Here is a 25,436-nt window from a genome sequence, read left to right as displayed (position 1 = left end):
CGGATGAAGGATCCCGTCGCTCGTTGATGGGGCACGAGCCGCTCGGCAAGGCCCCCCTCAGCCGCTGGCCGGCCCCGTCCCCTGGTCCGACTCCCCCCACGCCACCATGACCGCGCTCGTGTTGTGGAACCCCTCGACGCTCCCCCCGAACTTCGCGATCTGCCCGTAACACGCCATCCCGAACATCGGATGAGCCGCCCCGCTCGGCGACAGGAACGCCCGCACCTCGTCCCGGTACCGCTCCCCCAGCACCCGGAACCGCGACGCACAGTCGAACACAAACGCCCCCGACACCGCGGGCAGCGACCCGAGCACCTTCGTCGATAGCCCCTTCGCCGCCTGGAGCAGCCCGTCGGCGGTCGCGTTCACCACCCGCACCACCTGCCCCCGGGCCAGCCCGCCGGTCAGCACGACCGCCCCGTCCCCCCGGATCGCGATCGGCCCCCGGATCTTCAGCGCCTCCCCGAACGGCGTCTTCGCCCCGAGCGCGTGCTTCGCCATCGTCTGGAGCAGCCCCTCGCCGCTCGAGCGCAGCCCGAGCCGCGACAGCTCCTCCTCGATCACCCGCGCCGCCGGCTGCCCGTCCAGCGTCCTGAGCACGTTCCGCTCGATGTCCGTGATCGTGAAATCCCGCCCCCCCTCGGCCGCCCGGAACCCGTGCACGACGTCGATGTTCACCCGGTGCCGGTGCGTCAGCCGCACGAGCACCGCCGCGTCCGTCAGCGCCTTGCGGCCCAGGAACACCCGCGCCCCCTCGAACGTCCACCCGTCGCCCGCCGTCCCACCGAAGACCCGCGTGTGCGGCGGCACCCCCTGCCGGAGCGCCGCCACGAGCTCGTCCCCGTCGCACGCGAACGCGTCCGCCAGCACCAGGATCGAGCTCGGCGCGCCGCTGCGCGGGCCGTTGCTCGAGACCGCCTCGTCCATGTCGCTCAGCGCCGCCCGGATGCTCTTGCCGTGATCCGCCCGCAGCTCGCGCGCCGCAGCGCACGTCACCTCGACGTGCGCGCCCCCGAGGAACGCGCACGACACACCGCTCCTGGTGAAGCCCCGCTCCGTGAACGACGCCCCGCCCGTGGTGGCCCCGATCACCGGGACGCCCGTCGCGTCCTCGACCGCGGCGAGGTACTCCTCGTGCTTCCCCCCGCTCGGCAAGGCCAGGATCGCGAGCCGCGCGGGCTCCTTCCACTCCGCGACCGTTCGCTCGACCTTCCGGCCGAGCAGCCACGCGTTCCCATCAAAGGGGCCGAGGGTCATCATCTTCATGCGCCGAAGCTCCTACGTGCCCGGCGCCGGAGCGCGAGGCTTCGAGTCCAGGCCATCCGCTGACCATACGCGTCGCGGCATGGTGATAACACGCACGACGGACCCCTCTCTACCCCTCTTGTAGGCTTCTGCTCCGTGCGGTCGCCCGCCTGGTGAGCGCCCCGCGGCCGCTCGCCTGCGGAGCGCGGGTGCTGTGATCCGCTCACGCACCTCCGCGCCCGCGCGTGGGGTCTGCTTCACCAGGCCGCTCCGGCGGCGGCGGCTGGGTCTGCGGGCGCGCCGCGGCGCGGACCCGCTCGTCGAGCGACCGGAGCGCCTGGCCGAGCTCCGCGATCTGCGCCTCGATCGCCCGGATGCCGAACGCGCTCTGCGTCGTCGCCTTCGAGAGCGGCGAGACGATCCGCTCCACGAGCGACAGGTGGTGGCCCACGAACTCGGACACCGAGCGATCCGTCTCGACCTTCACCTCGACCTTCGGCTGCGCGACCCCCTTGAGCGCCGCGGAGAGCCGCTCGATCTCCGGCGCGAGCCACTGCTTCATCTCCCGCGCCCGCGCGTCCCCCGCCTGCGCCGCCACGGCCGCCTTGCCGATCGCCCCGCGGATGCCCTCGAGCTGCTCGCCCAGCATCGAGAGCGTGCCGGTCACGCGCACGACCGGATCGTCCTCCTTGCCGCCCATCCGCTTGATGCGCTGGTACCCCTTCCTGATCTCCTCCCACCGCGCCTTCTGCTCGGGCGTCATCCGGCCGCGCAGCTCGCCGAGCTTGAGCAGGTTCTGCTCGGCGCCCGTCGTCAGCGTCTGCGACTCGCTCACGTAGTGATCGTCGATGAGCCGGTCGATCTCCTCGGGCGTGTGCGCCGCGACGACCTTCTCGGCCAGCTTGTTCATGTTGCGGTAGCTGCCCTGCAGCTTGAACGGCGGCTCGGTCCGGAAGGCGTCGTCCTGCGACGCGCTCCGGATGTACTCTAGGTTCACCGACAGGAGCACCTTCTGCACCTGGAAGAGCCGCTCGAACACGGCGACGATCTCCGAGACCTCCGCCGCGGAGTAGGCGTGCTCGAGCTCCGTCGTGGCGACGGGCTCGCCCTGCGCCATCCGGATCAGCTTGTGCGTGTCCCCCGGCGGCCGCCCCGAGAGCGGCGCGAGCGTCGGGTTCGACGTGAGCGCGTTCTCCAGGTAGCTCAGCGCGAACAGCTGCTCCTTGCCGTCGAGGATGTCGCCCAGGTTGTAGGTGTCGGCCCGGTTCGACAGCATGTCCGGGATCTGGAACCGCGCGCCCGACTCCGTGTACGGGTTGCCCGCCATCACCACGCAGAACTTCTTGCCGCGCAGGTCGTACGTCCTCGTCCGGCCCCGCCACACGCCCTCGATCCGGCGCTGCCCGTCGCAGAGCGAGATGAACTTCTGGAGCAGCTCCGTGTTCGTGTGCTGGATGTCGTCGAGGTAGAGCATCACGTTGTTGCCCATCTCGAACGCCAGGTTGATCTTCTCGACCTCCTGGCGCGCGGTCGCGTTCGGGGCCTCGGTCGGGTCGAGCGACGTCACCTCGTGGCCGAGCGACGGCCCGTTCACCTTCATGAACACGAGGCCGAGCTTGCTCGCGACGTACTCCATCAGCGTCGTCTTGCCGTAGCCCGGCGGCGAGATGAGCAGCAGCATGCCCATCAGGTCGGTGCGCTTCGCGTCGCCCGCGGCCCCGAGCTGCTTCGCCAGGTTCGCGCCGACGAGCGGCAGGTACACCTCGTCGATGAGCCGGTTGCGCACGAACGACGTGAGCACCCGCGGCGCGAACTCCTGGAGGCGCAGCCGCCTCCGCTCCCGCTCCGCGATCTCGCTCCGCACCTTCCTGTAGGCGCGGTAGCGCGGCGCCCTCTCGTGCAGGAAGTCCTCGATCCTGCTCAGGAATTCGTCGAGCCGCAGCGCGAGCGCGCGCTCCTTGATGCGCGGGTGCTGGCCGAGCAGCCCCTCCACGCGCGCCTCGGTCACGGCCCCGCTCGGCTCGCGCTCGATGTGCCGCTCCGTCACCATGACGACCGCCGCCTCGAGCGCGAGGTGGCCGAGCGGGGCCGACGGGGGTTTGGGGGCAGAGCCCGGCTTGCCGGGCGAGCCCCCATCGTTGACCGCGTCTCTCGCGGCGAGCCCCCGCAGCCACGCCAGCGCGAGCTCCAGCCGCTCGGCCGGGTGCTTCTCGAGCTGCCGGAGGTCCTCCTCGAGCGCCCCGCGGCCGCCCTCAAGGTCGAGGCGCGCGAGCAGCGCGGCGCGCAGATCGAGCGCCGCGTCGCTGGTCACGAACCTCGGGTGCTCCGCCGCGAGCTCCTCGACGAGGTACCGCGCCGCGACGCGCACGTCCGCCGCGCTGCTCACGTCCGCCGCGAGCCGGTGCGCCGCCGCCGCCGCCGCCACGCCCGCCGCGAGCTCGGCCGCGAGCGCCGCCCGCGCCTCGCCCGCGCCGAGCTGCGCCGCGAGCCGGCCGAGGCTCCGCGCCCGCCGGTGCGCGAGATCCCGGGCGCGCGGGTCGAGCCCCGCCCAGGTCAGGCAGGCGAGCGCCCGCGGCGCGCTGCCGAAGCGGAGCAGCCCCGCCGTGGCCCGCAGCGCGAGCAGCTTCTCCAGGAGGTGCGCCGCGTCCGCGTCGTGGACGCCGCGCTCGTAGCCCTCGTCGTGCCGGTCCGCCGCGTACGCGCGCACCGCGGCGAGCAGCCCGCCGGGGCCGAGCGACGCCTCGCGCAGCCGATCGATCGAGAGCCCGCCGCGCCCCGCCTCCGCGTCCGCGAGCATCGAGCCCGCGAGGAGCTCGCCCCGGTAGACCTCCGGGGTCTCGCTCACGAGCTCCTGGCCCCAGAGGTCGCGCGCGCTCTCGAGCGCCGGGTCCTCGATCGGCTCGAAGAAGTCCGTCCCGGTGAGGTGCAGCGCGAGCCCCTCGCCGTGCGGGACCAGCGTGAGCTCCAGGGCCTGGGTGCTCACGTTGAAGCGGTGGCGGCCGAGCTTGATGACGTCGCCGCCGCCGCCCTCGAACAGGTCCTCCCGGTCGCGCAGCGCCCGGAGCGCGTCCTGCCGCGCCGACTTGAGCCGCGCCTCGACCTCGTCCCCCTTCACGCTGTCGCCGAGCGCGTGCAGGCTCGCCGCGAGATCGCGGATCTTCGCGACCATGGCGTCGGACGCGAAGTACGTGTTGAGCTCGTCCACGGTCGCGAACGAGCGCGCCCGGCGCGTCACCCCCTGGACGATCCGGTCCGCCGCGGCGACGAGGTTCGAGACGCGCCGCTGCCGCTCGTCGAGCAGCGTCTGCCGCCGCGCGGCGATCGCGTCGTTCACCTCCTCGCGCTTCGCGGCGAGCTCGCCGAGGAACTCGTCGAACTCGCCGAACTTCCCCTCGAGGTCCTCGAGCTGGACGAGGAGCTTCGAGAGCTCGGCGTCGCAGCGCTCGGGCGAGTCGCAGACGGCCAGCGCGCTCGAGACGCTCTGGCCGAACACCTTGAACTGCGCGCCGAACTCGGCGCGCCCCTCGGCGCCCCGGAGGTCCTTGCCGCGGGCGCTCAGCGTCGCGCGCGCGCGGTTGAGCTGCGCGTAGACCTCGCTGATCCCCTCCAGGATCCGGGTCCGCGCCGTGGGGTCGTCGACCTTCAGGCCCGCCACGATCTCGGCGAGCACCGAGAGCCCCTCGTTCACGCCGTCGAGGTCCGCGGCGAACGGGGCGAGCTCGGACGACCTCGCGACCGCCTCGATCTTCGCGATGAGGCCCGCGAGCCGGTCGGCCAGCGGCCGGAACGCCTGGTCGCCGAGGAGGAACGTCACGCACGCGCCGCTCACCTCGTCGGTGCGCGCCAGGATCTCGGCCTCGAGCGCGTCGATGCGGCCGAGGTCCATGTACTTGAGCTCGCGGAGCGTGATGAGGTGCCCCCGCTGCCGCCGCAGCGCGGTCAGGGCCTTCAGGAACCCGTCGACGCTCGCCGCGTCCTCGGGCCGCACCCCGCCGAGCAGCTGTCGCTGCGCCGCCTCGGTCTCGGCGAGCGCGCTCGCCGCGCGCGCCTTGATGGCCTCGACCTTCTCGAACTCGTCGACGATGCTCTCCGAGACGGTCCGGAGCTCGTTCACGGTCGACAGGAGGTCGCCCGCCTCGGCGTGGCCGAGCCAGTAGTAGGCGTCGGTCATCCGCTCGGCGGTCCGGATGAGGTCCTCGAACGTCTGGCGGGTCGGCGACCCGTCCATCGCCGCGCGCCGCATGCCGAGCGCGTCCGAGATCCCCCGCACGAGGTCGGCGTTGCCCACCTTCGCGAGGTACGAGCCGTCGGTCGGCGCCGACGCCGCGAACTCCGCGGTCATGAACGGCGTCTGCCAGATCTGCATCGGGTGGACGCGGGTCGGCTCCTCGCCCAGCGCCCGGAAGATCACCATCTTGCCGTCGTCGAAGAGGCTGTACCCGTGGCACTGGATCGGGGTCGCGATCTCCTTGCGGATCAGGTTGTACGGGAAGAGCACGTAGCGCCCGTCCACGACCTGGTGGAACACGTAGAGCACGTCTTCCCCGTTCGGCGAGCGGATGACCCGCTCGAAGACGAGGCTGTCGGTGCTGCCCTCGAAGCGCTTCGTCTCCCCGGTGATGAGGTAGTAGCCGTTCGGGAAGACGATGCCCTGGTCCTCCGGGAGGCTCAGGCAGGCGAGGCCGATCGCGTCGATGCGCACGACCTTCCGGGTGCGGCCGTTGTAGACGAGGTAGCGGTACGACGGCTCCCGGAACGGCTTGATCTTGAGCAGGATGAGCGGCCCGAGCCGGGCGTACTGGATGTCGGCGTCGTCGAGCGCCTGGCCCGCGTCGTCGACCGGCTCGCGGTAGATGCCGAGCCCCGTGGCCGTGTTGTTCTCGACCTTGATGGTGAGATCGCCGCCGACCGTCTCGACGAAGATCTCGCCGAGGATGGTGACGTGCGGGTGCTTGCCCTGCACGTGGTCGTCGCGCGTGGTCTGCGTCCAGGCGAAGTCGTGCGCCCGCGGGCGGACGTTGTCCTCGTCGCCGCGCGCGTCGAGGTAGCGGACGCGCCCTGTCGCGTCGATGCTCCAGCGGAACACCTTGACGTCGCGCTCGGTCGCGCCGACCTGGAAGACGGCGAGCATCCGCGTGTCGCTGCGCCGGAGCTGGAGCAGCCGGGGCTCCTTGACGTAGCGGTGGAGGTCCTTGAACTCCTTGACGAAGGTGGCGTCGCCGAGGAACGCGTCGCTCTCCTCGAGCGGCGCGTGCGACAGGTCGAAGGCGCCGCCCTCGCTCGCGAAGCGGTGGAGGCTGAAGACGTCGTCGACGTTCACCTCCTTCAGCCCCATGAACACGAGGTAGCCGACGAGCAGCTTGCCCCGGATGCTCACGATGTCGCGCGGCAGGCAGTTGTTTTCGGTCCTGACGCGCGCGTTCTCGAGGAGCGCGAGGTCGGTGCCGCCGAACACCTGCTTTCGCCGCGCGTTGAGCGCCTCGGCGCGGCGGCCGAGCTCCTCGGCGCGCTCGACGAGCCGCCGGCGGATGACCTCGTAATTGCCCCCATCCAGCGTCTCCGCCGCCTGCGGGGGGGGCGCCCCCGCCGTCCGGGCCGCGCCGTCCAAGGCCCCTGTCGCCACCATGCATGCTCCGTGTGGTCAGGCTCGATGCCCGCCCCCGCGTCGAATCCGCGCGGGCCTCGGCCTGTCCGCGGCCAGGTTACAGCCGTTCGCCGCGTCCGGGGGGCGAGATGGCGACCGCGCCGCGCGGCGGCGCGAGACAGGCCGCTGCGCGCGTGGGCCGTGAGGGGGGTCACGGCGCGCGCGGGCCGCGAGGGGGCCGCGGCGCGCGCCGGCCGCCAGGCGCGCCGGGATGTCAAGCCCGGGCTGGCCCCCTGTCGGCCGGCGCGCCGCCCGCGGATTCCCCCGCGTCCCGGCGGGCGGCGCGTCGCAACGCCGCCACGGCGTCGTCGCAACGCCGCCACGGCGTCAAATCTGCTTGCTCCACGGGGGGTGTTGCGTTGCGATGGGCCGTTGACGAGGGCGACGAACCGCGCGCATGCGCGCGCGAGCCCACGCCGCCTCCAGCGGCGCACCTCGTCGACCGGGGCGCCTCGCGGCGCGGCCTGGACAACACGACGAACTTCATCGAGTTGGGATGGTGGTATCAATGGGCTTGGGAAAAAGACTTACTTCCGTGCTCCTCGTCCTGTTTGCCGGTCCGCTCGCCGCCTGCGGGGATGACGGCGGCGGCGGCGGCGGCAGCGGCGGCGCCGGGAGCGGCGCGGGCGGGGCGGGCGGCGGCGCCACGGGCACCGGCGGAACCGACGACAGCTCCGGGGCCCTCGGCGGCGGGTTCATCACCATCGGATCCGGGGGGGCCACCGGCAGCGGCGGCGATCCGTGCAAGTCGCCGGATCCTCCGCCGGAGTGCGACGCGGTGGTGCCGGCGTGCGGCGACGGCGAGATCAACCAGGAGACCGAGGCGTGCGACGACGGCAACAGCCTGCCCGGGGACTGTTGCTCGGGCGCCTGCAAGATAGAGCCGTACTGCGCGTGCGAGCCGGGGGAGCCCTGCCGCACGACGATCGCGTGCGGCAACGGCGCGATCGAGCCCGGCGAGAGCTGCGAGGACGGGAACACCGCCTCGGGCGACGGCTGTGACGATCGCTGCCAGCGGGAGCCGGGCGACTGGGTGTGCCCGGGGGCCGGGCAGCCGTGCTACCGGCTGCACTCGTGCGGCGACGAGCGGGTCTCGGGCGGCGAGACCTGCGACGACGGCAACGCGGTGGCCGGAGACGGGTGCTCCGAGGTCTGCGCCCTGGAGGACCCTGGCAACATCACCTGCCCGATCCCGGGGCGGCCTTGCAAGCCGGTCGAGCGGTGCGGCGACGGCCTGCTGCGGCCGAGCGAGGGGTGCGACGACGGCAACCTGGAGCCGGAGGACGGCTGCTCGCCGAGCTGCCAGGTCGAGGCCGGCTGGGTGTGCCCCGACGGCGTGAACTGCGTCTTCACGGTCGTCTGCGGCGACGGTCAGATCGGCGTGGGCGAGGGGTGCGACGACCGCAACAGGGTCGCGGGCGACGGGTGCTCGGCCACGTGCCAGATCGAGCCTGGGTTCGAATGCGCGCGCGCCGGGAGCCGCTGCACGGCGGTCTGCGGCGACGGGAGGGTCGTCGCCCGGGAGGAGTGCGACGACGGCGGCGCGGAGGACGGCGACGGGTGCGACGCCACGTGCAAGTGGGAGCCGGGCCTCGTGTGCGAGCCCGCGCCCGGCGGTTACATCTGCCGCGCCACCGTCTGCAACGACGGGGAGAAGGAGGGCTCCGAGCCGTGCGACGACGGCAACACCACGATGGGCGACGGCTGCACGCCGTTCTGCCAGGTCGAGCCGGACTGCGGCGACAGCGGCTGCACCTCGGCGTGCGGCGACGGGCTGCGCCTGGGCGGTGAGGCGTGCGACGACGGCAACACGACGGACGGCGACGGCTGCTCGTCCACGTGCACCATCGAGCCGGGGTACAGCTGCACGAACGACGTGGTCCTGGGCGACGAGCTCCGCGTGCCGATCGTGTACCGCGACTTCAAGGAGGACGCGCCGAACTTCGAGCCTGACAACGACAATCGGCCGAACGCGATCGTGACGGGCATCGTGCAGAACGTCCTCGGCGCCAACAACAAGCCCCAGTTCGCCGCGGCGCGGCCGAACGGCTTCCTCACGAACGCCACGGATTTCAACCGCTGGTACAGCGACTCGACCCTCTCGAAGCCGGTCGTGGACTGGCTCGTCCTCGGGCGCGTCGGGACGTCGGACTTGTTCGTCTACGAGGATCACACGTTCTTCCCGCTCGACGGCAGGGGCTGGCAGCACACGTCCGTGCCGGTGGCGCAGCGCGAGGCGAGCCGCCCGGCGAACGATCCGTTCGACGGCTGGGCTCCTGCGGGCAGCCACAACTTCTACTTCACGAGCGAGGTCCGCTACTGGTTCGAGTACCACGGCGGGGAGCGGCTCGATTTCTACGGGGACGACGACGTCTGGGTGTTCGTCAACAACCGGCTCCGCGTCGACCTCGGCGGCATCCACGCCCCCATGGGGACCGGCGAGATCGACGGCGTGGAGGACGATCGCGGGACGGTGCTCATGGATGACCTCGGCCTGACGGAGGGGAGGGTCTACGAGGTGGCCGTGTTCCAGGCGGAGCGGCACACCACCGGGTCCAGCTACAAGCTGACGCTCGGCGGCTTCAACGCGGCCCCCTCGCGCTGCGAGCCCGTGTGCGGCGACGGGATCGTCACGCCGGACGAGCAGTGCGACGACGGGGCGGCGAACGGCCCTGGTTACGGGAAATGCTCGACGACCTGCACGCTCGGGCTCTACTGCGGCGACGGGGTCCGGACGACGCCCTACGAGATCTGCGACGACGGCACCAACCTGGGCGGCTACGGCTCGGGGGCCTGCGCCCCGGGTTGCGTGGCGGCGCCCCGGTGCGGCGACGAGGAGATCAACAGCCAGTTCGGCGAGACGTGCGACGACGGCGTGAACGACGGCCGCTATGGCGGGTGCACGCCGGAGTGCCTCGTCGGGCCGCGGTGCGGCGATGCGATGGTCCACAGGCCGGACGAGACGTGCGACGACGGCGTGAACGACGGCCGCTATGGCGGGTGCACGCCGGAGTGCGGCGACGCGGCGAAGTGCGGCGACGGGATCCCCCAGGAGGAGTGGGGCGAGGAGTGCGACGACGGCGTGAACGACGGCAGCATGGGCTGCCTCGGCTGCCGGCTCGGGGCCGTCTGCGGCGACGGGTTCCCCCAGACGGAGCTCGGCGAGGAGTGCGACGACGGCGTGAACGACGGCGGTTACGGCGAGTGCGCTCCCGGTTGCGTCTACGGTCCGCGCTGCGGCGACGGCGTGACCCAGGCGCCGCAGGAGCAGTGCGACGACGTGGAGAACGACGGCGGTTACGGCGAGTGCGCTCCTGGTTGCGTGTTCGGCCCGCACTGCGGCGACGGCGTGCGGCAGCTGCCGTACGAGCAGTGCGACGACGACAACACCGCGAGCGGCGACGGGTGCAGCGCCACGTGCCACCAGGAGGTCGACTGACCCGGATCGACCCGTGACGGAGATCCGCGCGCGGCGGCTCGCCCGGGCCGCCGCGCCGCTCGGCTCCCAGACCGCCGAGCATGCTGAAAATCGTCTGGTTCCAGTAGTTTACGCCGCTTCCTGCATCGGCCGCTGAGCCCTGGCCGGGCCCGGCGGGCCCCGAAGGGTCCTTGTCCAGTGTGCGTCTGAGCGGGCCGCCTCGCCGGGCCGGACCGATCCAGCACCGCGTCGCCCAGGGACGAATTGGCCGCGCCGAACCGTCAAGAGAACGCCGCACAAGTGAGGGAATCCGTCAGGGTGCCGTCAGTTCGGCATCTTCCGCCAGGGGACAGGGAGGGCGCGCGCTCCACGTTGTCGTCGGCAAGTCGCTCGATCGTCGCCCGGCTTGTGACCTGCGATGCCACGTCTTAGGTGTCCAACAGACGCTCATGACGAGCACCACGCGGGCTTGGGTGCGTGGAGCGGAAGATCGGGGCCAACAAATTCATATACGACGCCATCGTCGGGAATAGAAACCCCGAGTACATCGACAGCCTTCAGTTCCGGCCGCCCTCCGAGCAGGCAGCCCATAACCCGTCCCTGTCCTATTCGGAGCAAGCGGAGGCCAGAAGACAAGCGCCTGAATGAGCGGCTGTACGAGGGCGGGGGGCCCGGAGCTCCACTCGCTCCGGAGCTCCCCGCAGCGCTCCCGCTCCCAAGGCCGACGGTGGCCACGATCACGTCATCGTCACGTCCGCAGGGCGCTTCTCCCCCGTGTTCCGCCGCTGACACGGCTTCGCTCCTGCCACCCGACCTGCGCGACGCCAACCAGCGTGCCGGCGACACGGCCGGTCCCCCGCTAGAGCGTGCAGGCGAGCTTTAGCCGGTTCGGCTCGATCGGCGCCAATTTGCAGGCGGATGGTGCCGGGCTCGTCGCGGGCGGCGCCCGTGAAGGAGCCCTTGACATGGCCGAACATCGCGCGTGCGGGCAGCCGCGTGCGCTGCCCCGCGGCCGATCGTGACCAGGTCGACGTCGGAGAGGCCATGCCGAGCGCCACCGGCGAGCGGCTGATCGCAGTGCAGCACGACGAACAGGTACGGCTGCAAAGTCGTCTCGGGGCGGCATCCCGCGGGGGCATTGTCCTCGATGGTGGTGAACGTGGTGGGCTCGACGGTCATGCCGCGTACCATCCTGGTACAGCCGTTGGAAGGGAGCGGCGCCCTATCTGGGCGCGATCGAGCTGTGGAGCAGCTCGGTCCTCGCCGCGCACCGGCCCGACACGCGCGACGGCTCGAGCACGCTCGCGGCGCGCTCGGCGAGCCACGGCGTGTTGCGCCCGGTGCCGCACCCGATCTCGATGACGTCGCGGCCGGCCAGCGCTAGGTCGCGCTGCCGGAGGACGGCGGCCCCCACCCAGGCGGCGCCCCCCACCCGGGCGGCGGCGCGGCAGGCGGCGCCGCCTGGCCGAGCACCTCCATCCAGGCCGTGCTCTCCACCCACGCCGCCAGGTAGGGCACGCTCGCCCCGCGCCGCTGGAGCAGCACCAGGAACGGCCGTGTCACCAGGAACGACCTCGGAGGCGGCGGCCCGTACGAGCCCACGACCGCCTCCGCCGTCGCGCCGGCGCCGCCCTCGTTCAGGTGGAACTGCACCCGCTGCTTCGCCTCGTCGAAGCGCTTCCCTCGCAGCGCCTCGCCGAGCAGGGGCCGGCCGATGAGGTCACCGAAGATCGCCTCCAGATCGAGCCTCAGCCGCGGGATCGCGAGCGCCTCGTCCGGCGCGAGCCGCCGCGCCGCTCCCTGGAGCCGATCGAGCCGGGCGGCCGCGCTGGACACCGTCGCCGCCAGCGTCTCCGCCGGCGCGACCTGCGCGACGAGGACGCGGCTGTCCGGATCGTCGGCGACGAGCTCGAGCACGAAGTCCTCCGGCGTGGCCCTGTCGTGCACGACGACCTGCGTCCTGCGCGCCGGGTCCGCGCCAAACGGACTGTTGTCCAGGCCGAAGGCGCGGACCCGCGAGGTCTTGAATGTTCCTTCCCGCACGGCGAACGTCGTCCCGAACTTCAGGACCTTGCTCAGGTAGCCGTACGCCAGCAGGGCATCGGCCGGCACGGCCTGCGGCAGGTACTCCGGCCTCGCGTCGGGGAACTTCGAGGAGAGCTCGGCGCGCAGCGACTCCACGATGCCCTCGCCGCCGAACCCGGCCCCCGACACGCTCCACGCCGGGTCCACCACGTCGGCGCCGAGCCGCATCGCGTTGAGCGCGTCGGCCAGGGCCGGCTGAGGCTCCATGCGGATCGGGCCGAACCGCGCCCGAAGCTGCTCCCAGGCGAGCGCGAACGCGGCGCAGAAGACGAGATCTTCCCGGGGCGACGGGAGCGGCGTGGACAGGCTCGCGCAGACGGACGGCATGGGACCTCGAAGTCAGGGTCGGCGGGTGAAGGGCTGCATCGAGCCGGCGGGGCCGGCGATCGTGACGCCCGGGATCGTGGCGTAGTGGAGCGTGCCGGGCGACCCGTGCCCGTAGACGTAAAGATCGCTCTCGCCGGCGAGCGCCCTCGGATTCCCGAGCTGGCTATAGTGCACGATCTGCTGCCCCGTGGCCCGCGACCGCGCGTTCGCGCCGTTCACGCAGGTCGGGTCGTCGCTCATGAGCAGGATGGCGAGGCCGAGCGGATCCACCCAGAGCGTGACGTTGGGAACGAACGCCAGCTCGAACATCGAGGCGTCGATCCAGAGCGGGTCGGGCGTGGTGAAGGTCCCGAGCTCCGGGGAGTAGTACCTGGCGCGGTGGTAGGTGAGCCCGGTGAGCTCATCGTGGCGCTGCCCCGCGAACCGCAGCGCGGTGAACGGCCCCTCCCGCCGGGTGACGGCGCCGAGCGCGCCCAGATCCTGGCCCGTCGCGGCGCCTGTCGGGTCGACCATCAGCCAGGGCGTCGCTGTCGCGTCGGTGACGATGCTCCGCCACGCGCCCGCGGCGCTGCCCTCGAGCCGCGGGGTGAGCTCGTCGTCGGCGAACACCCGCCGCGCCGAGGCGCCCGCGCTGCTCACCTCCTCGACCTGGGTCTGATCGTCCCAGCCGAACCAGGTGCTCGCCCCGTCGCTCCTCACCTCGCCGAGCCGCCGGTTGAACGCGTCGACGTGGTACTGGACGACGAGCCCGTCGCTCCGCGTCGCGCGCACGAGCGCGTCGAGCCCGTCGTAATCGTAGGTCCAGCCCGGGGAGCCGCCCTCGGGCGCTCGCGACGCGAGCCGCCCCTGCGCATCCCACGTGTACGCCGCGGCCGCGTTGCGGAGCACGCGCCCGCCCGGCCCCACGCGATCCTCGCCGGAGCGCAGCGGCGTCCCGCTCGGATCGTAACGAAATTGCTCCCGGGCCCCGAGCCCGCTCACCGCGAGCGGCCGTCCGAAGGCGTCGAGCTCGTACGTGCGCCTGCCCGCGGCGCTGTCGATGATCTGCTCGAGCGGGCCGAGCTTGCTCCAGACATAGCGGCGCGCGCGGACGGGCTTCCCCTCGGCGTCCTCCAGCGACACGACGATCGGCCGCCCCATGGAGTCGCGCTCCGTGCGGATGGCATACCCGCCCTCGCGGACGCGCGTCGTCTCCTGCCCGCGGGCGTCGACCTCGCGCAGGATCCGCTCGACGCCGGCGGCAGACTCGAGCGTGATGGACTCGACGGCGCTGCTCGGCCCGCGCGCCATCTGGACCTGCCAGCCCGTCGAGTAGCGCTTCGCGGTGGCCCAGCCCTTCTCGTCGAACGCCCGATCCACCCGGTACCGCCAGCCCCCGACCCGCTGCTCCTCGCTCACGATGCGCCCCGCGGCGTCGCGCTCGAGGAGCACCTCCGTCGCGCCGCGCGTGCCGCGGCGGACGAAGCCGCGGTCATCGTGATCGAGGGTGGTCACGACATCGCCGTCCTCCCGCCGGATCATGTCGCCGCTGGCGTTGTAGGCGATCTTCCGGACGGTCGCTCCGGCCACCTCGGCGCGCACGACACGGCCGCGCACGTCGTGCTCGTAGGCCGTCTCCACGCCCGAGAACGTCCTCGTCCGGATCACGCGGCCGCACCCGTCCCGCTCGATGGTGAGCGACTCGCCGGCCGGGTTCTTGACCCAGGACAGCCGCCCTCGGGCGTCGTAACCGAACCTGTACCGGGCGCCGTCCGATTGCACCTCCTCTACGACGAGGTGCCCGACGTAGCGCGCGAACGAGACGCCGCCGCCCGGATGGCGCGCCGACACGGGGCGACGCGCGTCGTTGTACGCCTTCTCGACGACGACGCCCCCGGGCGCCCGGACCCGCACGGGGAGGCCTCGGCTGTCGTGCTCGAGCTCGTACACCGCGCCTTCCGGCATCTCGACGCGAACGAGCTGGCCGAAGAGATCGTGGGTGTACCGCGTCGTCCCCCCGCCCGGCAGCGTCCGCGCGGCGAGGTTTCCATGAGCGTCGTAGTCGAAGGACTCGACGGAGCCGTCGGGCGCGACGATGGCGATCTCCCGCCCGTACTTGTCGTGGTCGTACCGCGTCTTCGCCCCGAGCGGGTCGGTGCGCTCGAGCATCTGCCCGTGAGCGCCGACGGCGAAGGCATACAGCGCGCCCGCGGGATCGCGCACCTCGACGATGGCGCCGTCCTCGCGGCGCTTCAGGCTGAACGACGATGGCGCCGTCCTCGCGGCGCTTCAGGCTGAACGAGCGGCCCATCGCGTCCGTGAAGGAGGCGAGTCGGCCCCTCGCGTCGTAGGTGCGCCGCTCGGTCCCGTCCGACGTGGTGGAGCAGACGACCTGGCCGACGACGTTGTACGACAGGTTCTTCTGCTGGCCCGCCGGATCCTGGTATCGCTCCACGAGGCCGAGCGCGTTCCCCTTGTAGCGGAACCTGTGGCCGAGGCCGTCGATGACCGTGGTCTCGTGAGGCCCAGGGCCGTACTGGAAGCGCATGTGGAAGAGGCCCCTGGGCCGCGTCGCCATCGAGGCTTCCGGCGCGCCGACCTCCTGGAGGACGTCGGCGCCCTCGAGGTCGCCCCAGGTCTCCACGCAGCGCCGCTCCCCCGAGACGTCGGCGTACACGAAATGATACCGCAGGCCGCCAGGCTGCTGCTCCTGGACGAGGTAGTGCTCGTCGTCGTACGCGTACCGCGTCTCCGCGCCGCCGGCGTTGATGACGCGGACGAGGTCTCCCTTCGTGTCGAGCTCGTACGTCACGAGGCGCGTCGTGTGCTCCACGCCGTCCGCGCCGGCCGCGGCGACCCACCAGCTCCTGTACTGGCCCTCCTGGACGAGCCATGCGCGGCGCCCGACCGAATCCACGACCTGGACGACCTCGCGCTCATCCCAGGTGATCTCCGCGAGATTGCCGGCCCGATCGCGCAGCTGCGCGAGCCGGAAGGTGCCGGGCGCGTGCCCGCGCCGGAGGACGCGGAGGATGCCGTCGTCGAGGTCGACGACGAGCGCGTCTTCCTCCCAGTACACGCGCCGCGCGAAGGGGAGCAGCACCTCGACGTCGCCGGCTGGAACGGCGAGGGTCGTCTCGCGGAAGGTCTCGTCGATCAGGGTGAGCCGATCCCCGCGGATCTCGGCCTGCCAGCACAGGGCGTGGGACCAGCCGCGGCCGACGCCGCACTCCCGCAGGACCGAGGAGGTGCGGTACGTGCGGATCCAGGCGACCGGCAGGGGCCCCGGGAGGAGGAAATCCGTTTCCGGCGGCGTGAACATCGTGCCGGTGACGATGTCGACGGGGTGCCCCGCATCGGCTTGACCGTCGGCCCCTGGCGCCGCGGGCGGGCCGGGCGGCCCTGCGCCCTGGTTGCTCCCGCCCCCGCCCCCGCCGGCGTTGCTCCCGCCCTGCGGCCCGCCCCCGCCCGGCCCGCCGGCGCCGCCTCCTCCTCCGCCCCCGCCCCCGCCCCCGCCGCCGGCGCCGCTCGCGCTCGCGCCGGCGCCGACGGTGATTGACTTGTTCATCTGCCCCATGCTGCCGGTGATGCCGGCCATGCCGAGCTCGATGAGCACGTTGGGCGCGCCGAGCCAGGGGAAGCAGGGGCCGCCGGTGTTGAGGCTGACGAGCTCCTTGAGCGTGCCGGGCTCGTTGCCGTGGCACGCCTTCATGCAGCCGCCCACCGTGAGGATCTTCGCGCCCTCGATCTTCGTGCGCATGCACGGATCGATGATCCCCTCGGCCACGGTGCCCATCGTGGGATAGGGGATAGGCAGGGGGCTCGGCGCGGCAGGGGTGAGACACACGCTCACGGCCATTCCGGTCATCTGGTGACCGGATTTGTCGGTAATGGTGTCCATGTGGAGCGCGGTGACCTTGCCCATGGCGCGCAATGGTCGCACGCCGGGGACCGGCGCGGGAAGCGGCCACGTGCGGCGGCGACCGTCTCGCGGGCGGGTCCGCCGGGAGCCGGTGGCCATGGTACCGATGCGGGTTGTCCGCGCTCGGCGATACGCGCCACAGCACGGCGGACGTTCGCGTGCTGCGAGCGCCAGGATCGGGTGTCATGCGCGGATGACATGTAATGCGCGCGTGTCACCTGGCACGTCACTCGCGCGTACCATCGCGGGGCGCTCGACGCGAAGGGATCCGGGCAGAGCACAGATCGGGACACGCTGTTCCCCGGCAAGGCGGCCGAGCCGGAGCACGCTGGTACGCGGCTTGCGAGCACATGGTGCATGGTGGCGAGCGCAGCGCGACGTCGCGGATGCTCGGGCGAGGATGGCGGCTGCGACGATTCGATCTTCGACGGCTGAACACCATCGCCTCGAACCACGCGCAGCGCCTCTGGGTATCTCCCCTGCTACCCGATGAGGATCGAGCCCGATGCGTGAGCGACTTGCTTCCGTAGACCACGACAGGGGTCGATGTCCTCGCCGGCCAGCGGCCCCGCTTGCGTGCGCTCCAGGGCGCAAAGGAGTTAGATACCATGTCCCCCTCGAGACCCCCTCCCCTTCATTCAGGTGCTCTCGCGAGCATCTCGCTCGCCGCCCTCCTGGTCGGCTGCGCCGACGCGAGCTCGCGAGAGATCGACTCGCCCCAGGCCGCTGATGCGCTCCGCGCCCAGGCTCCCCCGGATCTGGCGAGCGCGACGGGCTCCGCGAGCACGCGGGCGACGGAGAGCTGCGACGTGTGCCAGATCTCCTGCTCCGTCTGCGTCGCCGCTCCGGAGAGCTCCACGTGCAAGGCCTGCCTCGATCGCTGCGCCAACGCCACGTGCGAGCGCTCCTGCCGCGCGTGCGCCGCCTCCCCGGGGAGCACCGAGTGCAAGACGTGCATCCGGGACTGCAAGCTCGACAACGACTGCATCCCGCCGTACTACGACACCACCCCGATCTGCAACTACCTCGATCGTGGGCTCCGCGATCACCGCTCGTTCACGAGCGACACCTACAACGTCTATGCGCCGGGCGTGCGCACCCTCGCTGACATCGACAAGCTCGAGTTCGGGCTCGATCTGCCGGCCACGCGCTGCAAGGACAACCCGCACGGCGTGCCGTGCGCCGACGCGTCGTACACCCGGGAGTGGTGGATCGACGAGGTCCGCCTCTCGGCGCACGGCATCCCGCTCTTCGAGGCGAAGAAGGCGACGTCCCAGCCGACGCTCCTGCGCGCCACTGGCGGCGCCGGCGACACGGGGATCGTCGGCTTCGGCGGCGACGAGCTGCGCAAGAACCCGCTCTGGGGCTTGAGCTTCAACGAGCTCAGCGCCCTCTTCAAGCACGTCGTCATCGACGAGAACAAGCGCCTCGCCTTCAACCCCGAGGTGCTCGAGTTCAGCGCCCGGGATCTGAGCCACCTGATCGAGGGGATGTTCGGCCGGGTCCTGGCGGCGCAGGCCAAGGGCTGTGCGAACGGCCTTTACTGCGACAACGATCGCGGACTCCAAGGCTTCTGGGCCGACACCCATGGCAACGGCGGGCAGGTCGACTGCGACTTCGGCGGCTGTGCCCCGCTCAGCGAGCGAAGCCCCTCCCCCTGGCTCGAGATCAAGGGCAGCAGCGATCGCAAGCGGCTCCTCATCGACGCCGATCTTCAGGTCGCCAACGGGACCTTCGACCCCGGCGACTGCGACGGCGTAGGTCTCGGCAACGGCCCGGACCACTGCGGCACCCTCTACACCTCGCTCGGCGACTTCAGCCTCCAGATCGAGCTGGCCTTCGCCTGCGAGGAGGTCGGCAAGAAGAACGGCAAGGAGAAGTACGCCATCGTCGTCTCGCCGACGTCGGTCGACGTCGGCATCGAGGGTGGCCTGTTGAACGTCGTCGACTGGGTGTACGCCTTCGGCTGCAGCTTCGTGGGGAAGGATTGCAGCGTCGAGGAGCTCTTCAAGTCGCGGCTCGCGCACGACATCAACAAGGCGATCTCAGGCCAGCAGCTCACCCAGGATCTGGACGCCTGCCCGGCCGGGGACGCGCTGGTCGACGTCGCCCCCGATGGCGCGGTGGCGATCAACCTGGCGGGCACGGCGGCATGCGACGAGGGCGCCGAGTGCCTGGGGCACCGCGTGATCGCCCCCGGCGGCTTCGACCTTGGCGCCGCCCCCTTCCGGAGCGCGCCCGCCGCGCTGCTCGCCCGCCTGAGCTTCGGCCAGCCCCTGAGCGCGCCGAGCATCGATGTCATCGACGCGGTGAAGACGGCCGCCGGGCTTCAGCTGTCCGAGATCGACTGGTCCGCCCCGCTCGACCTGAGCCAGGCGCTCGGCGCGCTCGACCCCGATCAGAAGATCCCCATGGCTCAGCTCGACGAGGTGATGCCGATGCTCTGCGCCATGATGAGCCAGTGCGACGCCGATCTCGATTTCGCGGCGCTCACGGTTCCACCGCCGATCGTCGACGACCCGTCGATCCTCCTCGCCTGTGACGAGGGCGTCGATCCGAGCTCGGAGGCTTGCCAGGTCAAGGCGGCGTTGCTCGCCTTCATCACGCAGGAGGAGATCTTCTCCAAGTGTGTCGTACCCCGCACCCCGAACGTCGACGACGACCTCCGCGTCGTGCTGTGGCTCCAGGACGTCGCGACCGATCTGCCGGCGTGCGAGGAGAAGCTGAAGCCGATCGAGACCTACATCGCGCTCCCGTACATCGGGCTCGAGCTCACGAACGGCCGGCTGAGCACGACCGACGGGTTTGCGTTCGTCGACCTCCAGCACGCCGAGAACGTCGCGGCCGGCGTCCGCGACGAGTACGCCTGCCGCCATCGCCCCCAGGAGGCGCTGATCCCGAACCCCTATGAGTACGGCGGCTGCCCCGACCCGGAGAACCCTGCGTACTTTGGCACCGTGGGCTGCCCCTGCGCCGACGTCGACGTCGTCCAGGCCGAGGACGCCGCGTTCGACGGCGGCTACGCCGACGGAGCCGGCAGCCACGTCAAGAACGGCCTGTACGGCCTGGGTCAGTACTGCGATGACGGCACCGCCGCCACACCGGGCAACCAGGTGGTATGCGGCAAGGTCACCCGGCAGGGCAAGGACTACCCTGTCTGCCAGGAGTGCGGCGAGGACACCAACCTGGGCTGCCCCTGTCAGCTCGACAGCGACTGCGTGGGCCTCGGGGAGAGCCTCTCCTGCTGGGGCAGCGAGCAGAGCGGGTGGGGCCCGTCGGTCGGTGGCAAGTGCCTGCCCGACCCGGGTAACTCGGCGGGTCGTGAGGCGGTGAGCGAGATGCCGTGGTTCTGCGTCGACAACTGCGACGCCATCGATACGTATGCGAATGGGCTGACCGCCTGCGTCTACAACCAGCTGGGCGGGTTCAGCTTCTCCCACGGGACGTGCGTCAACTTCCTCGGCTCGTGTGAGGTGGAAGGCGTCAACCTGCCAGGTGTCTGCGAGGAGGCCGGCGGGTACTGCGACGCGGAAGATCAGTGCGTGAGCGAGTGCATCGAGGACGCGGACTGCTCGGGCAAGGGCTTCCCGGACTGGTATAAGTGCGACTTCAGCGCCGGTTATGAAAAGGGCCACTGCGTGCCCCCAGGCTGCGCCAGCGCCAACGCGACGCTCGACGCGAGCTACTGCTACCTCTTCCGGTAGCGATCGGCGCCGCCCTGCTCCCCCGGGCCCCCGATCGCGCTCTCCATGGCTTCCCCCGGGGCGGCGTTCCAGGAGCGCAGGCCGCGAGGGTCGCCGCGGTGAGGAGCGCGAGGGGCAGCAACGTGCGCACGGGCCCATCGGATCACGCGCGATCGCCGCGCGCGGACGGCGAGCGTCGCAGCGCCCGTCGTTCTCGCGGAATCTCTCGGAATCCTGGCGGGGCGCCTCCTGGCTCACTCGGAGTCGAGAAGGAGCCCGCTCGCCGAGAGCGCGATGAGGGCGGGATCCGCTGTGTCGCAGTTCACGATGGCGACCACGGCGGCCTGCTGCTCGGGGTAATACAGCATCTCCGTGGCGTAGCCGGGAATGGCGCCGTCGTGCCCGAGGGCGGGAACACCCATGACCTCGCGCCCGATGACGATCGTCCCGAGCCCGTAACCCCCGCCCGTGCCGCCCGTTCTGTCAATGAGCTCGTACAGTCGGACTGCACGAGTCAGGAACGGCTCCGAGAATCTTGATTTTGCAGAACGCGTTTGCTTGTCCTATCTGCGACTGCCTTGATGCGCGCCCGGGCTTGATGAAGTGCCCGAGAAGTTGGCCGACGAGAACCGGCTCCGCGACGATCGGATGAAGAGGTCAGGATGTCATCGGAGCCTTCCCGTCCCATCGGGCCGCGCGAGCGGCCGCCGCATCCGGCCACGGTGGCGCAGCCGAAGCCGGCGCCGAGCGGTGCCACCACGCGGCCTCCTCATCCGTCGACGGCGGTGCAGCCGAAGGCGCCGCATCCGGCGACAGTCGTGCAAGGGAAGGGCCTGCCGCCGCACCGGGCGACGGTGATTCAGCCGCAGTCCCCGTCCAAGGGGGGCGTGCAGCGGCTGACGCATCCGGCGATCGTCGTGCAGCAGCGTCTCGCCCGGTCTGCCGCCCAGGCCCGGATTCCAGAAGCTGTCCGTGTGGCTCAGAGGGCCGCAGCGCTGGTGCTCCAGCATGGCTTCAACAACGCGGTACTCGCCGCCGCGTACGGCGGCGCGGCGGCCAAGACGGCGAATGATGCCCTCGGTGACTCCAAGGTGCGCGATGCCTTGAAGGAAGCCTGGATGCTCAGCATCAACCTGAAAGGGAAGACCGTCCAAGAGCGCGGTGGCTGGATCTTCTTCAAGGTGGGCGGGGCCAGCCATGAATACAAGGTCGTGCTCGCCTCGACGAAGCGCTCCAATGCATTGAAAGACAATGACCGAGCCACCGGCGCAGCGATCGATCTCGCGGATCCAGGGAGCTACTCCGGTGAGGTCGCCCCCGATGGATATGCGATGATCGCAAATTTTCACTCCCACCCATTGACGCATGGGAACGCTACGCCGAGCCAGGCTGACATACAAAATGCCTATGTGCGCAACCTGCAAGGCATCGTTCTGAGCTGCGACGGGCACGTCTACATCTACGGGCCGCTCCGCTTGGCATCCACACGCGTCGGCTATCCCATGGGAGGCGCGGTCGCGGCTGCGGCTGGGCCCGTTCTGGCAGGCATCCCTGCCTCGCCTTGGAACATCAACGTCAACACGGGCACGATCAGCTGAGTGGCGCCCCGACCCGACCCAGGTTGCGCCGACCCAACCCAGGTTGGACCGATCCGAGGTTGCACCGACCCGACCCACCGACCCGACCCAGGTTGGACCGATCCGAGGTTGCACCGATCCGACCCAGGTTGCGGCTGACCCGACGACGACAACACCGCGAGCGGCGACGGTTGCAGCGTCACGTGCCACGAGGAGGTCGACTGACCCGGATCGACCCGTGACGGAGATCCGCGCGCGGCGGCTCGCCCGGGCCGCCGCGCCGCTCGCCTGTGGCTGCTCAGGTCGACGAGGCGGCTGAGCACGCGCTCGAGGATGAACAGGCGGCGTGGCGTCGGAAGCCGGGGCCCCGGCGGTGCACCGGCACGGCGGCTCTCAGGGATTGAACGTGGCCACGAAGATATCGCGACTATCTGCATAGGGGATCGGGCCGGTCCCGAAGTCCACCGGATCGGTCATGCTTCCGGTGATGGCAACGGTGCCATTCGGAGAGAACGCGATATCGTCCACGAGAGGATCGAAGCCCGCCCACCAGAGCTCGTTCCCGCTCGCGTCGAGCCCGGCGAGCCCGCCCCCGGCGACGACCATTCCCCCGGCGGAATCGAGGGCGATCTTGTCGCCAAAGCGCACCGAGCGGCTGAAGAGATGCTGGCCTGCAGCATCCAGCTTGACGAGCACGGGCCCGGCGGGGAGCACGCCGCCGCCGAAGTCGATGAGACCGTCCGTGAAGCCCGCCACGAGGACCTCGTCCGCCGCATTGACCGCCACCGAAGACGCCATCGCCGATCCGTCGGACTCGAACAGGCGCTGCCAGAGCAGCGCGCCCGTCGGGTCGAACTTGGAGACAATGAAATAGAGCGGATATAGATGGAAGAAAGCTGCTGGGTCCTCGTTCGCCACGATCACGTTGCCGGCGCTGTCGACCGCGAGGCTTACCGCGCCGTTGCTGACGGCGGACGCCGGCACGAGCTGTGTCCAGAGAACGCCGCTGCCTCCGGCGCCCAGCTTCGTGAGGTGCGCCCAGTCGCTGATGTCGTAGATCATGTACACGTCGCCGAGGGCATCGACGGCGATCTCCGCTACTCTCTGCATGGACGTGGGGATCACGACCGTGTATCCGGCGCTCCAGACATGATCGCCGCCGGGGTCAAACTTGGCCACGAAGGCTCCCCTGTCCTCGGCGGCCGAGATCGGGCCCCCGCCGAAATCCGGGCCCGGGAATTGCCCCATCGCGCCGCCGCCGTAACTACCGGCGAGGAAGATGTTGCCATTCCCGTCGACGGTCATGACGCCGCCCCAGTCGTCGAACTCGGTCCCGTAGCGCCTGCTCCAGATCACCGAGCCCGAAGGATCGAGCTTGAGAAAGAAGACGTCGGACTGCCCTGCGCTGGTGAGGGGGCCGGCGCCGAAGTCGACCGTCCCCTCGAACTCACCCGAGACGTAGTAGTTGCCCCAGGCGTCGCTCACGATGGACATGCCACTGTCCCAGCCAGTGCTGCCGTACCCGCGCGCCCACGGTAGCTGCTGAGGGCAGCTGGGGACGCCGTCGCAGCTCTCGTCCACCGGCGTGGCGCAGAGCTCTGCGGCGGGCGTCACCTCACCCGTACAGGGGCCGTGGCCAAGACCGTCCGCGCGACAGGCCTGCGTCCCGGGAGCGCAGCGCCCGACGCCCGCGGTCCCGGCGGGGCCGGTGTAGCAGGCGACGACCGAGCCCGGCGTGCACGTGCCTGGCATGCTGCTGCCGGTCGAGCTGCTGCCGCCCTCGCCGCCGGCGCCGGTCGAGCTGCTGCCGCCCTCGCCGCCGGCGCCGGTCGAGCTGCTGCCGCCCTCGCCGCCGCTGCCGCTCGCCGCCTCGCAGCCGTCCGCGCCGCCGGCGCCGAGCGCGCCACGCGCGCTGGCGGTATGGCCGCTGTCGGCTGTAGCGTTGTCGCTGCGGCCATCGCCTGCTTCGCCCCCGCGCGCTGCCGGCTCACACGCCGTCGCGGCGAGGACCGCTGCGATGGTCAAGGCGGCCGATGCGTCCATGCTGGTCCTGGATGCTGAATCGATTCGCTCGGCGTCTCTGGTCATGACCGCTTCGTTGCTCGGCGTGGGCACCGCATTCATCAGCGCCGCACGATCCCGTCGAGGGCCCCCGGAAAGATGCGACACGACAAGAATCGCCCATCCACGCATCGAGGGGCCGCCTTTCACTTCATCGCCCTGCGGGAGGCACGTTTCATCAGTACCCGATGGCCACCTGAAGGTCAGGGCGTTCATCAGGGAACGGTCGAGCGGGACCGCCAGATATTGAGTCGCCTCGCCGCGGACATCGCCATGTATGGCGAGTTGGACATCGAGGTCGACGAGCGCGGTGAGACGCATCGCGGTCGGCCCGTGTTCGAGCGCGGCTTTGGGGCCCCCCCCGCCGCGCCCCCGCTGCCACCGGGCGTCCCGCCCGTGCCGACGGCGCCGCCCCTGCCCGCGTCCCTCGCGCTTCCACACCGTGAAGTGCGCGGGGGGCTCGCGCCTGCGAGCCGCCCACGTTGGCGCGCCGGCGCATCGGACCGCGCCCTGCGAAGCCGCAACAGCCCGCGAAGGCGGACGACGAGCCCGCTCCCGAACGCAAGCGAGGCGGCTATCGGCCGTGGGCCGAGCTGCTGCGCCGGACGTTCGCAGGATCGATGTGCTTGAGTGCCCGGCCTGCAAGGGCAGGATGAAGCTCGTCGCCCTGCTCACTGAGCCGAGCCGCATCGCCCGCCTCCTCACCGCGCTCGGTGAGCCCACACGGTGCTGATGGTCGAGGGATGGCGGAGCTCCAGGCGCATCACAAACCTTGACGGTCCGCGCGCATTCCTGGCAAACATTCGGGCATGAGCGCCTTCCGACCTCCGACCCTTGCCGCGATCCCTGCCCTCGGGATCGCTGCGCTGCTGGTCGTCGCCTGCGGTGGCGGCGGGGCCAGCTACCCCGATAGCTCGGATGTCACAAGCGCCCAGGCAGCGTGGTGCCAGGGGCTCGCCAAGCTGAACGGCTCGGGTGATGCATGGGAGCACCTCGGGGCGTGCAAAGGCGCATACCCGACGGCGTCGGCGGCCTACCTGCGCGGGATGACCAAGTGCTTCACGGCGCGGCACGAGGCGGCTGGCGCGGATGCCCCGGACAACAGCCAGCTCATCACCGAGTGCAACGACGGGGTCACGGTCGAGATGGGCGCGGACGGGCCGGGCAGCGAGGAGGTGATCGCGGCGCGGTGCCAGCGGGCGGCGCGCTGCGAGGAGGAGGTGTCGGCGGCCGACTGCAAGACGGCCGTCGACAAGCTGGAGACGGCCCAGCGGGTGCTGCTCACGACCACGTACAACGCAGGCGCGCTGCACGCCATCGCGGACTGCCTCTCGTCGTCCAGCTGCACGGACGACGAGGAGGCAGCGAGGGAGAGCTGTTACAAACCCTCCTCCGAGAAGCTGCTCTGGTTCCCCTGACGGACCCCCTTGTCGCGACGCCACGACATCCGAGCTGATGCAAGCCGGGCTGCCTCGCGATGAGGCCTTCATGATCC

General features: G+C 71.3%; 12 protein-coding genes and 2 pseudogenes. 6 read left to right on the top strand and 8 right to left on the bottom strand.

The window, feature by feature from the left end; all coding sequences use genetic code 11:
• Window positions 1-57 precede the first annotated feature (57 nt).
• Window positions 58-1,266, bottom strand: a complete 1,209-nt coding sequence (locus WMF28_RS26580; RefSeq protein ID WP_437596119.1) for an FIST signal transduction protein — start codon at window positions 1,264-1,266, stop codon at window positions 58-60.
• Between the two features lie 202 nt (window positions 1,267-1,468).
• Window positions 1,469-6,871, bottom strand: coding sequence for a DNA repair ATPase (locus tag WMF28_RS26575; RefSeq protein WP_437596117.1), 5,403 nt, complete (start codon window positions 6,869-6,871; stop codon window positions 1,469-1,471).
• Between the two features lie 514 nt (window positions 6,872-7,385).
• On the opposite strand from WMF28_RS26575, the gene WMF28_RS26570 reads away from it, so the two are divergent.
• Both WMF28_RS26570 and WMF28_RS26565 read left to right on the top strand, forming a co-directional pair.
• Entirely contained in the window at window positions 7,386-10,328 is a 2,943-nt protein-coding gene (locus tag WMF28_RS26570; RefSeq protein ID WP_437596116.1) for a DUF4215 domain-containing protein, read from the top strand.
• A 13-nt stretch (window positions 10,329-10,341) separates the two neighbouring features.
• Entirely contained in the window at window positions 10,342-10,464 is a 123-nt protein-coding gene (locus WMF28_RS26565) for a hypothetical protein (RefSeq protein ID WP_437596115.1), read from the top strand.
• Between the two features lie 1,065 nt (window positions 10,465-11,529).
• Here WMF28_RS26565 and WMF28_RS26560 read toward each other — a convergent pair.
• The 4 genes and pseudogenes from WMF28_RS26560 to WMF28_RS26545 all read right to left on the bottom strand — a co-directional run.
• Window positions 11,530-11,721: a hypothetical protein gene (locus tag WMF28_RS26560; protein ID WP_437596114.1), complete on the bottom strand. Its 192-nt coding sequence runs from the start codon at window positions 11,719-11,721 to the stop codon at window positions 11,530-11,532.
• Window positions 11,688-12,719: a hypothetical protein gene (locus tag WMF28_RS26555; RefSeq protein WP_437596113.1), complete on the bottom strand. Its 1,032-nt coding sequence runs from the start codon at window positions 12,717-12,719 to the stop codon at window positions 11,688-11,690. Before WMF28_RS26555 ends, WMF28_RS26560 begins: the two co-directional genes overlap by 34 nt.
• 12 nt (window positions 12,720-12,731) lie before the next feature.
• Window positions 12,732-14,921, bottom strand: coding sequence for an RHS repeat-associated core domain-containing protein (locus tag WMF28_RS26550; RefSeq protein WP_437596112.1), 2,190 nt, complete (start codon window positions 14,919-14,921; stop codon window positions 12,732-12,734).
• Window positions 14,922-15,888: 967 nt separating this feature from the next.
• Window positions 15,889-16,557, bottom strand: a pseudogene (locus WMF28_RS26545) (PAAR-like domain-containing protein); the annotation flags it as partial.
• Between the two features lie 671 nt (window positions 16,558-17,228).
• Between WMF28_RS26545 and WMF28_RS26540 the strand changes: the two are divergent.
• Window positions 17,229-20,324: a hypothetical protein gene (locus tag WMF28_RS26540; protein ID WP_437596111.1), complete on the top strand. Its 3,096-nt coding sequence runs from the start codon at window positions 17,229-17,231 to the stop codon at window positions 20,322-20,324.
• Between the two features lie 233 nt (window positions 20,325-20,557).
• On the opposite strand, the gene WMF28_RS26535 is transcribed toward WMF28_RS26540, so the two are convergent.
• Window positions 20,558-20,725 (bottom strand): hypothetical protein, encoded by a 168-nt coding sequence (locus WMF28_RS26535; RefSeq protein ID WP_437596110.1) that lies wholly within the window; start codon window positions 20,723-20,725, stop codon window positions 20,558-20,560.
• A 240-nt stretch (window positions 20,726-20,965) separates the two neighbouring features.
• Here WMF28_RS26535 and WMF28_RS26530 point away from each other — a divergent pair, with 240 nt between their 5' ends.
• Together WMF28_RS26530 and WMF28_RS26525 are read left to right on the top strand one after the other, a co-directional pair.
• Window positions 20,966-21,901: a Mov34/MPN/PAD-1 family protein gene (locus WMF28_RS26530; RefSeq protein WP_437596109.1), complete on the top strand. Its 936-nt coding sequence runs from the start codon at window positions 20,966-20,968 to the stop codon at window positions 21,899-21,901.
• Between the two features lie 141 nt (window positions 21,902-22,042).
• Window positions 22,043-22,105, top strand: a pseudogene (locus WMF28_RS26525) (hypothetical protein); the annotation flags it as partial.
• Between the two features lie 168 nt (window positions 22,106-22,273).
• Here WMF28_RS26525 and WMF28_RS26520 read toward each other — a convergent pair.
• Window positions 22,274-24,262, bottom strand: coding sequence for a hypothetical protein (locus tag WMF28_RS26520; RefSeq protein WP_437596108.1), 1,989 nt, complete (start codon window positions 24,260-24,262; stop codon window positions 22,274-22,276).
• A gap of 488 nt (window positions 24,263-24,750) precedes the next feature.
• On the opposite strand from WMF28_RS26520, the gene WMF28_RS26515 reads away from it, so the two are divergent.
• The gene (locus WMF28_RS26515; RefSeq protein WP_437596107.1) at window positions 24,751-25,359 is read left to right on the top strand and encodes a hypothetical protein; all 609 of its coding nucleotides are present in this window, start codon (window positions 24,751-24,753) and stop codon (window positions 25,357-25,359) included.
• Window positions 25,360-25,436 lie beyond the last annotated feature (77 nt).

The organism is Sorangium sp. So ce590, from assembly GCF_051521365.1.
Lineage (GTDB): Bacteria > Myxococcota_A > Polyangia > Polyangiales > Polyangiaceae > Sorangium.
The sequence above is the reverse complement of the archived record's forward strand: the minus strand, read 5'-3'. Positions and strand labels throughout refer to the sequence as shown.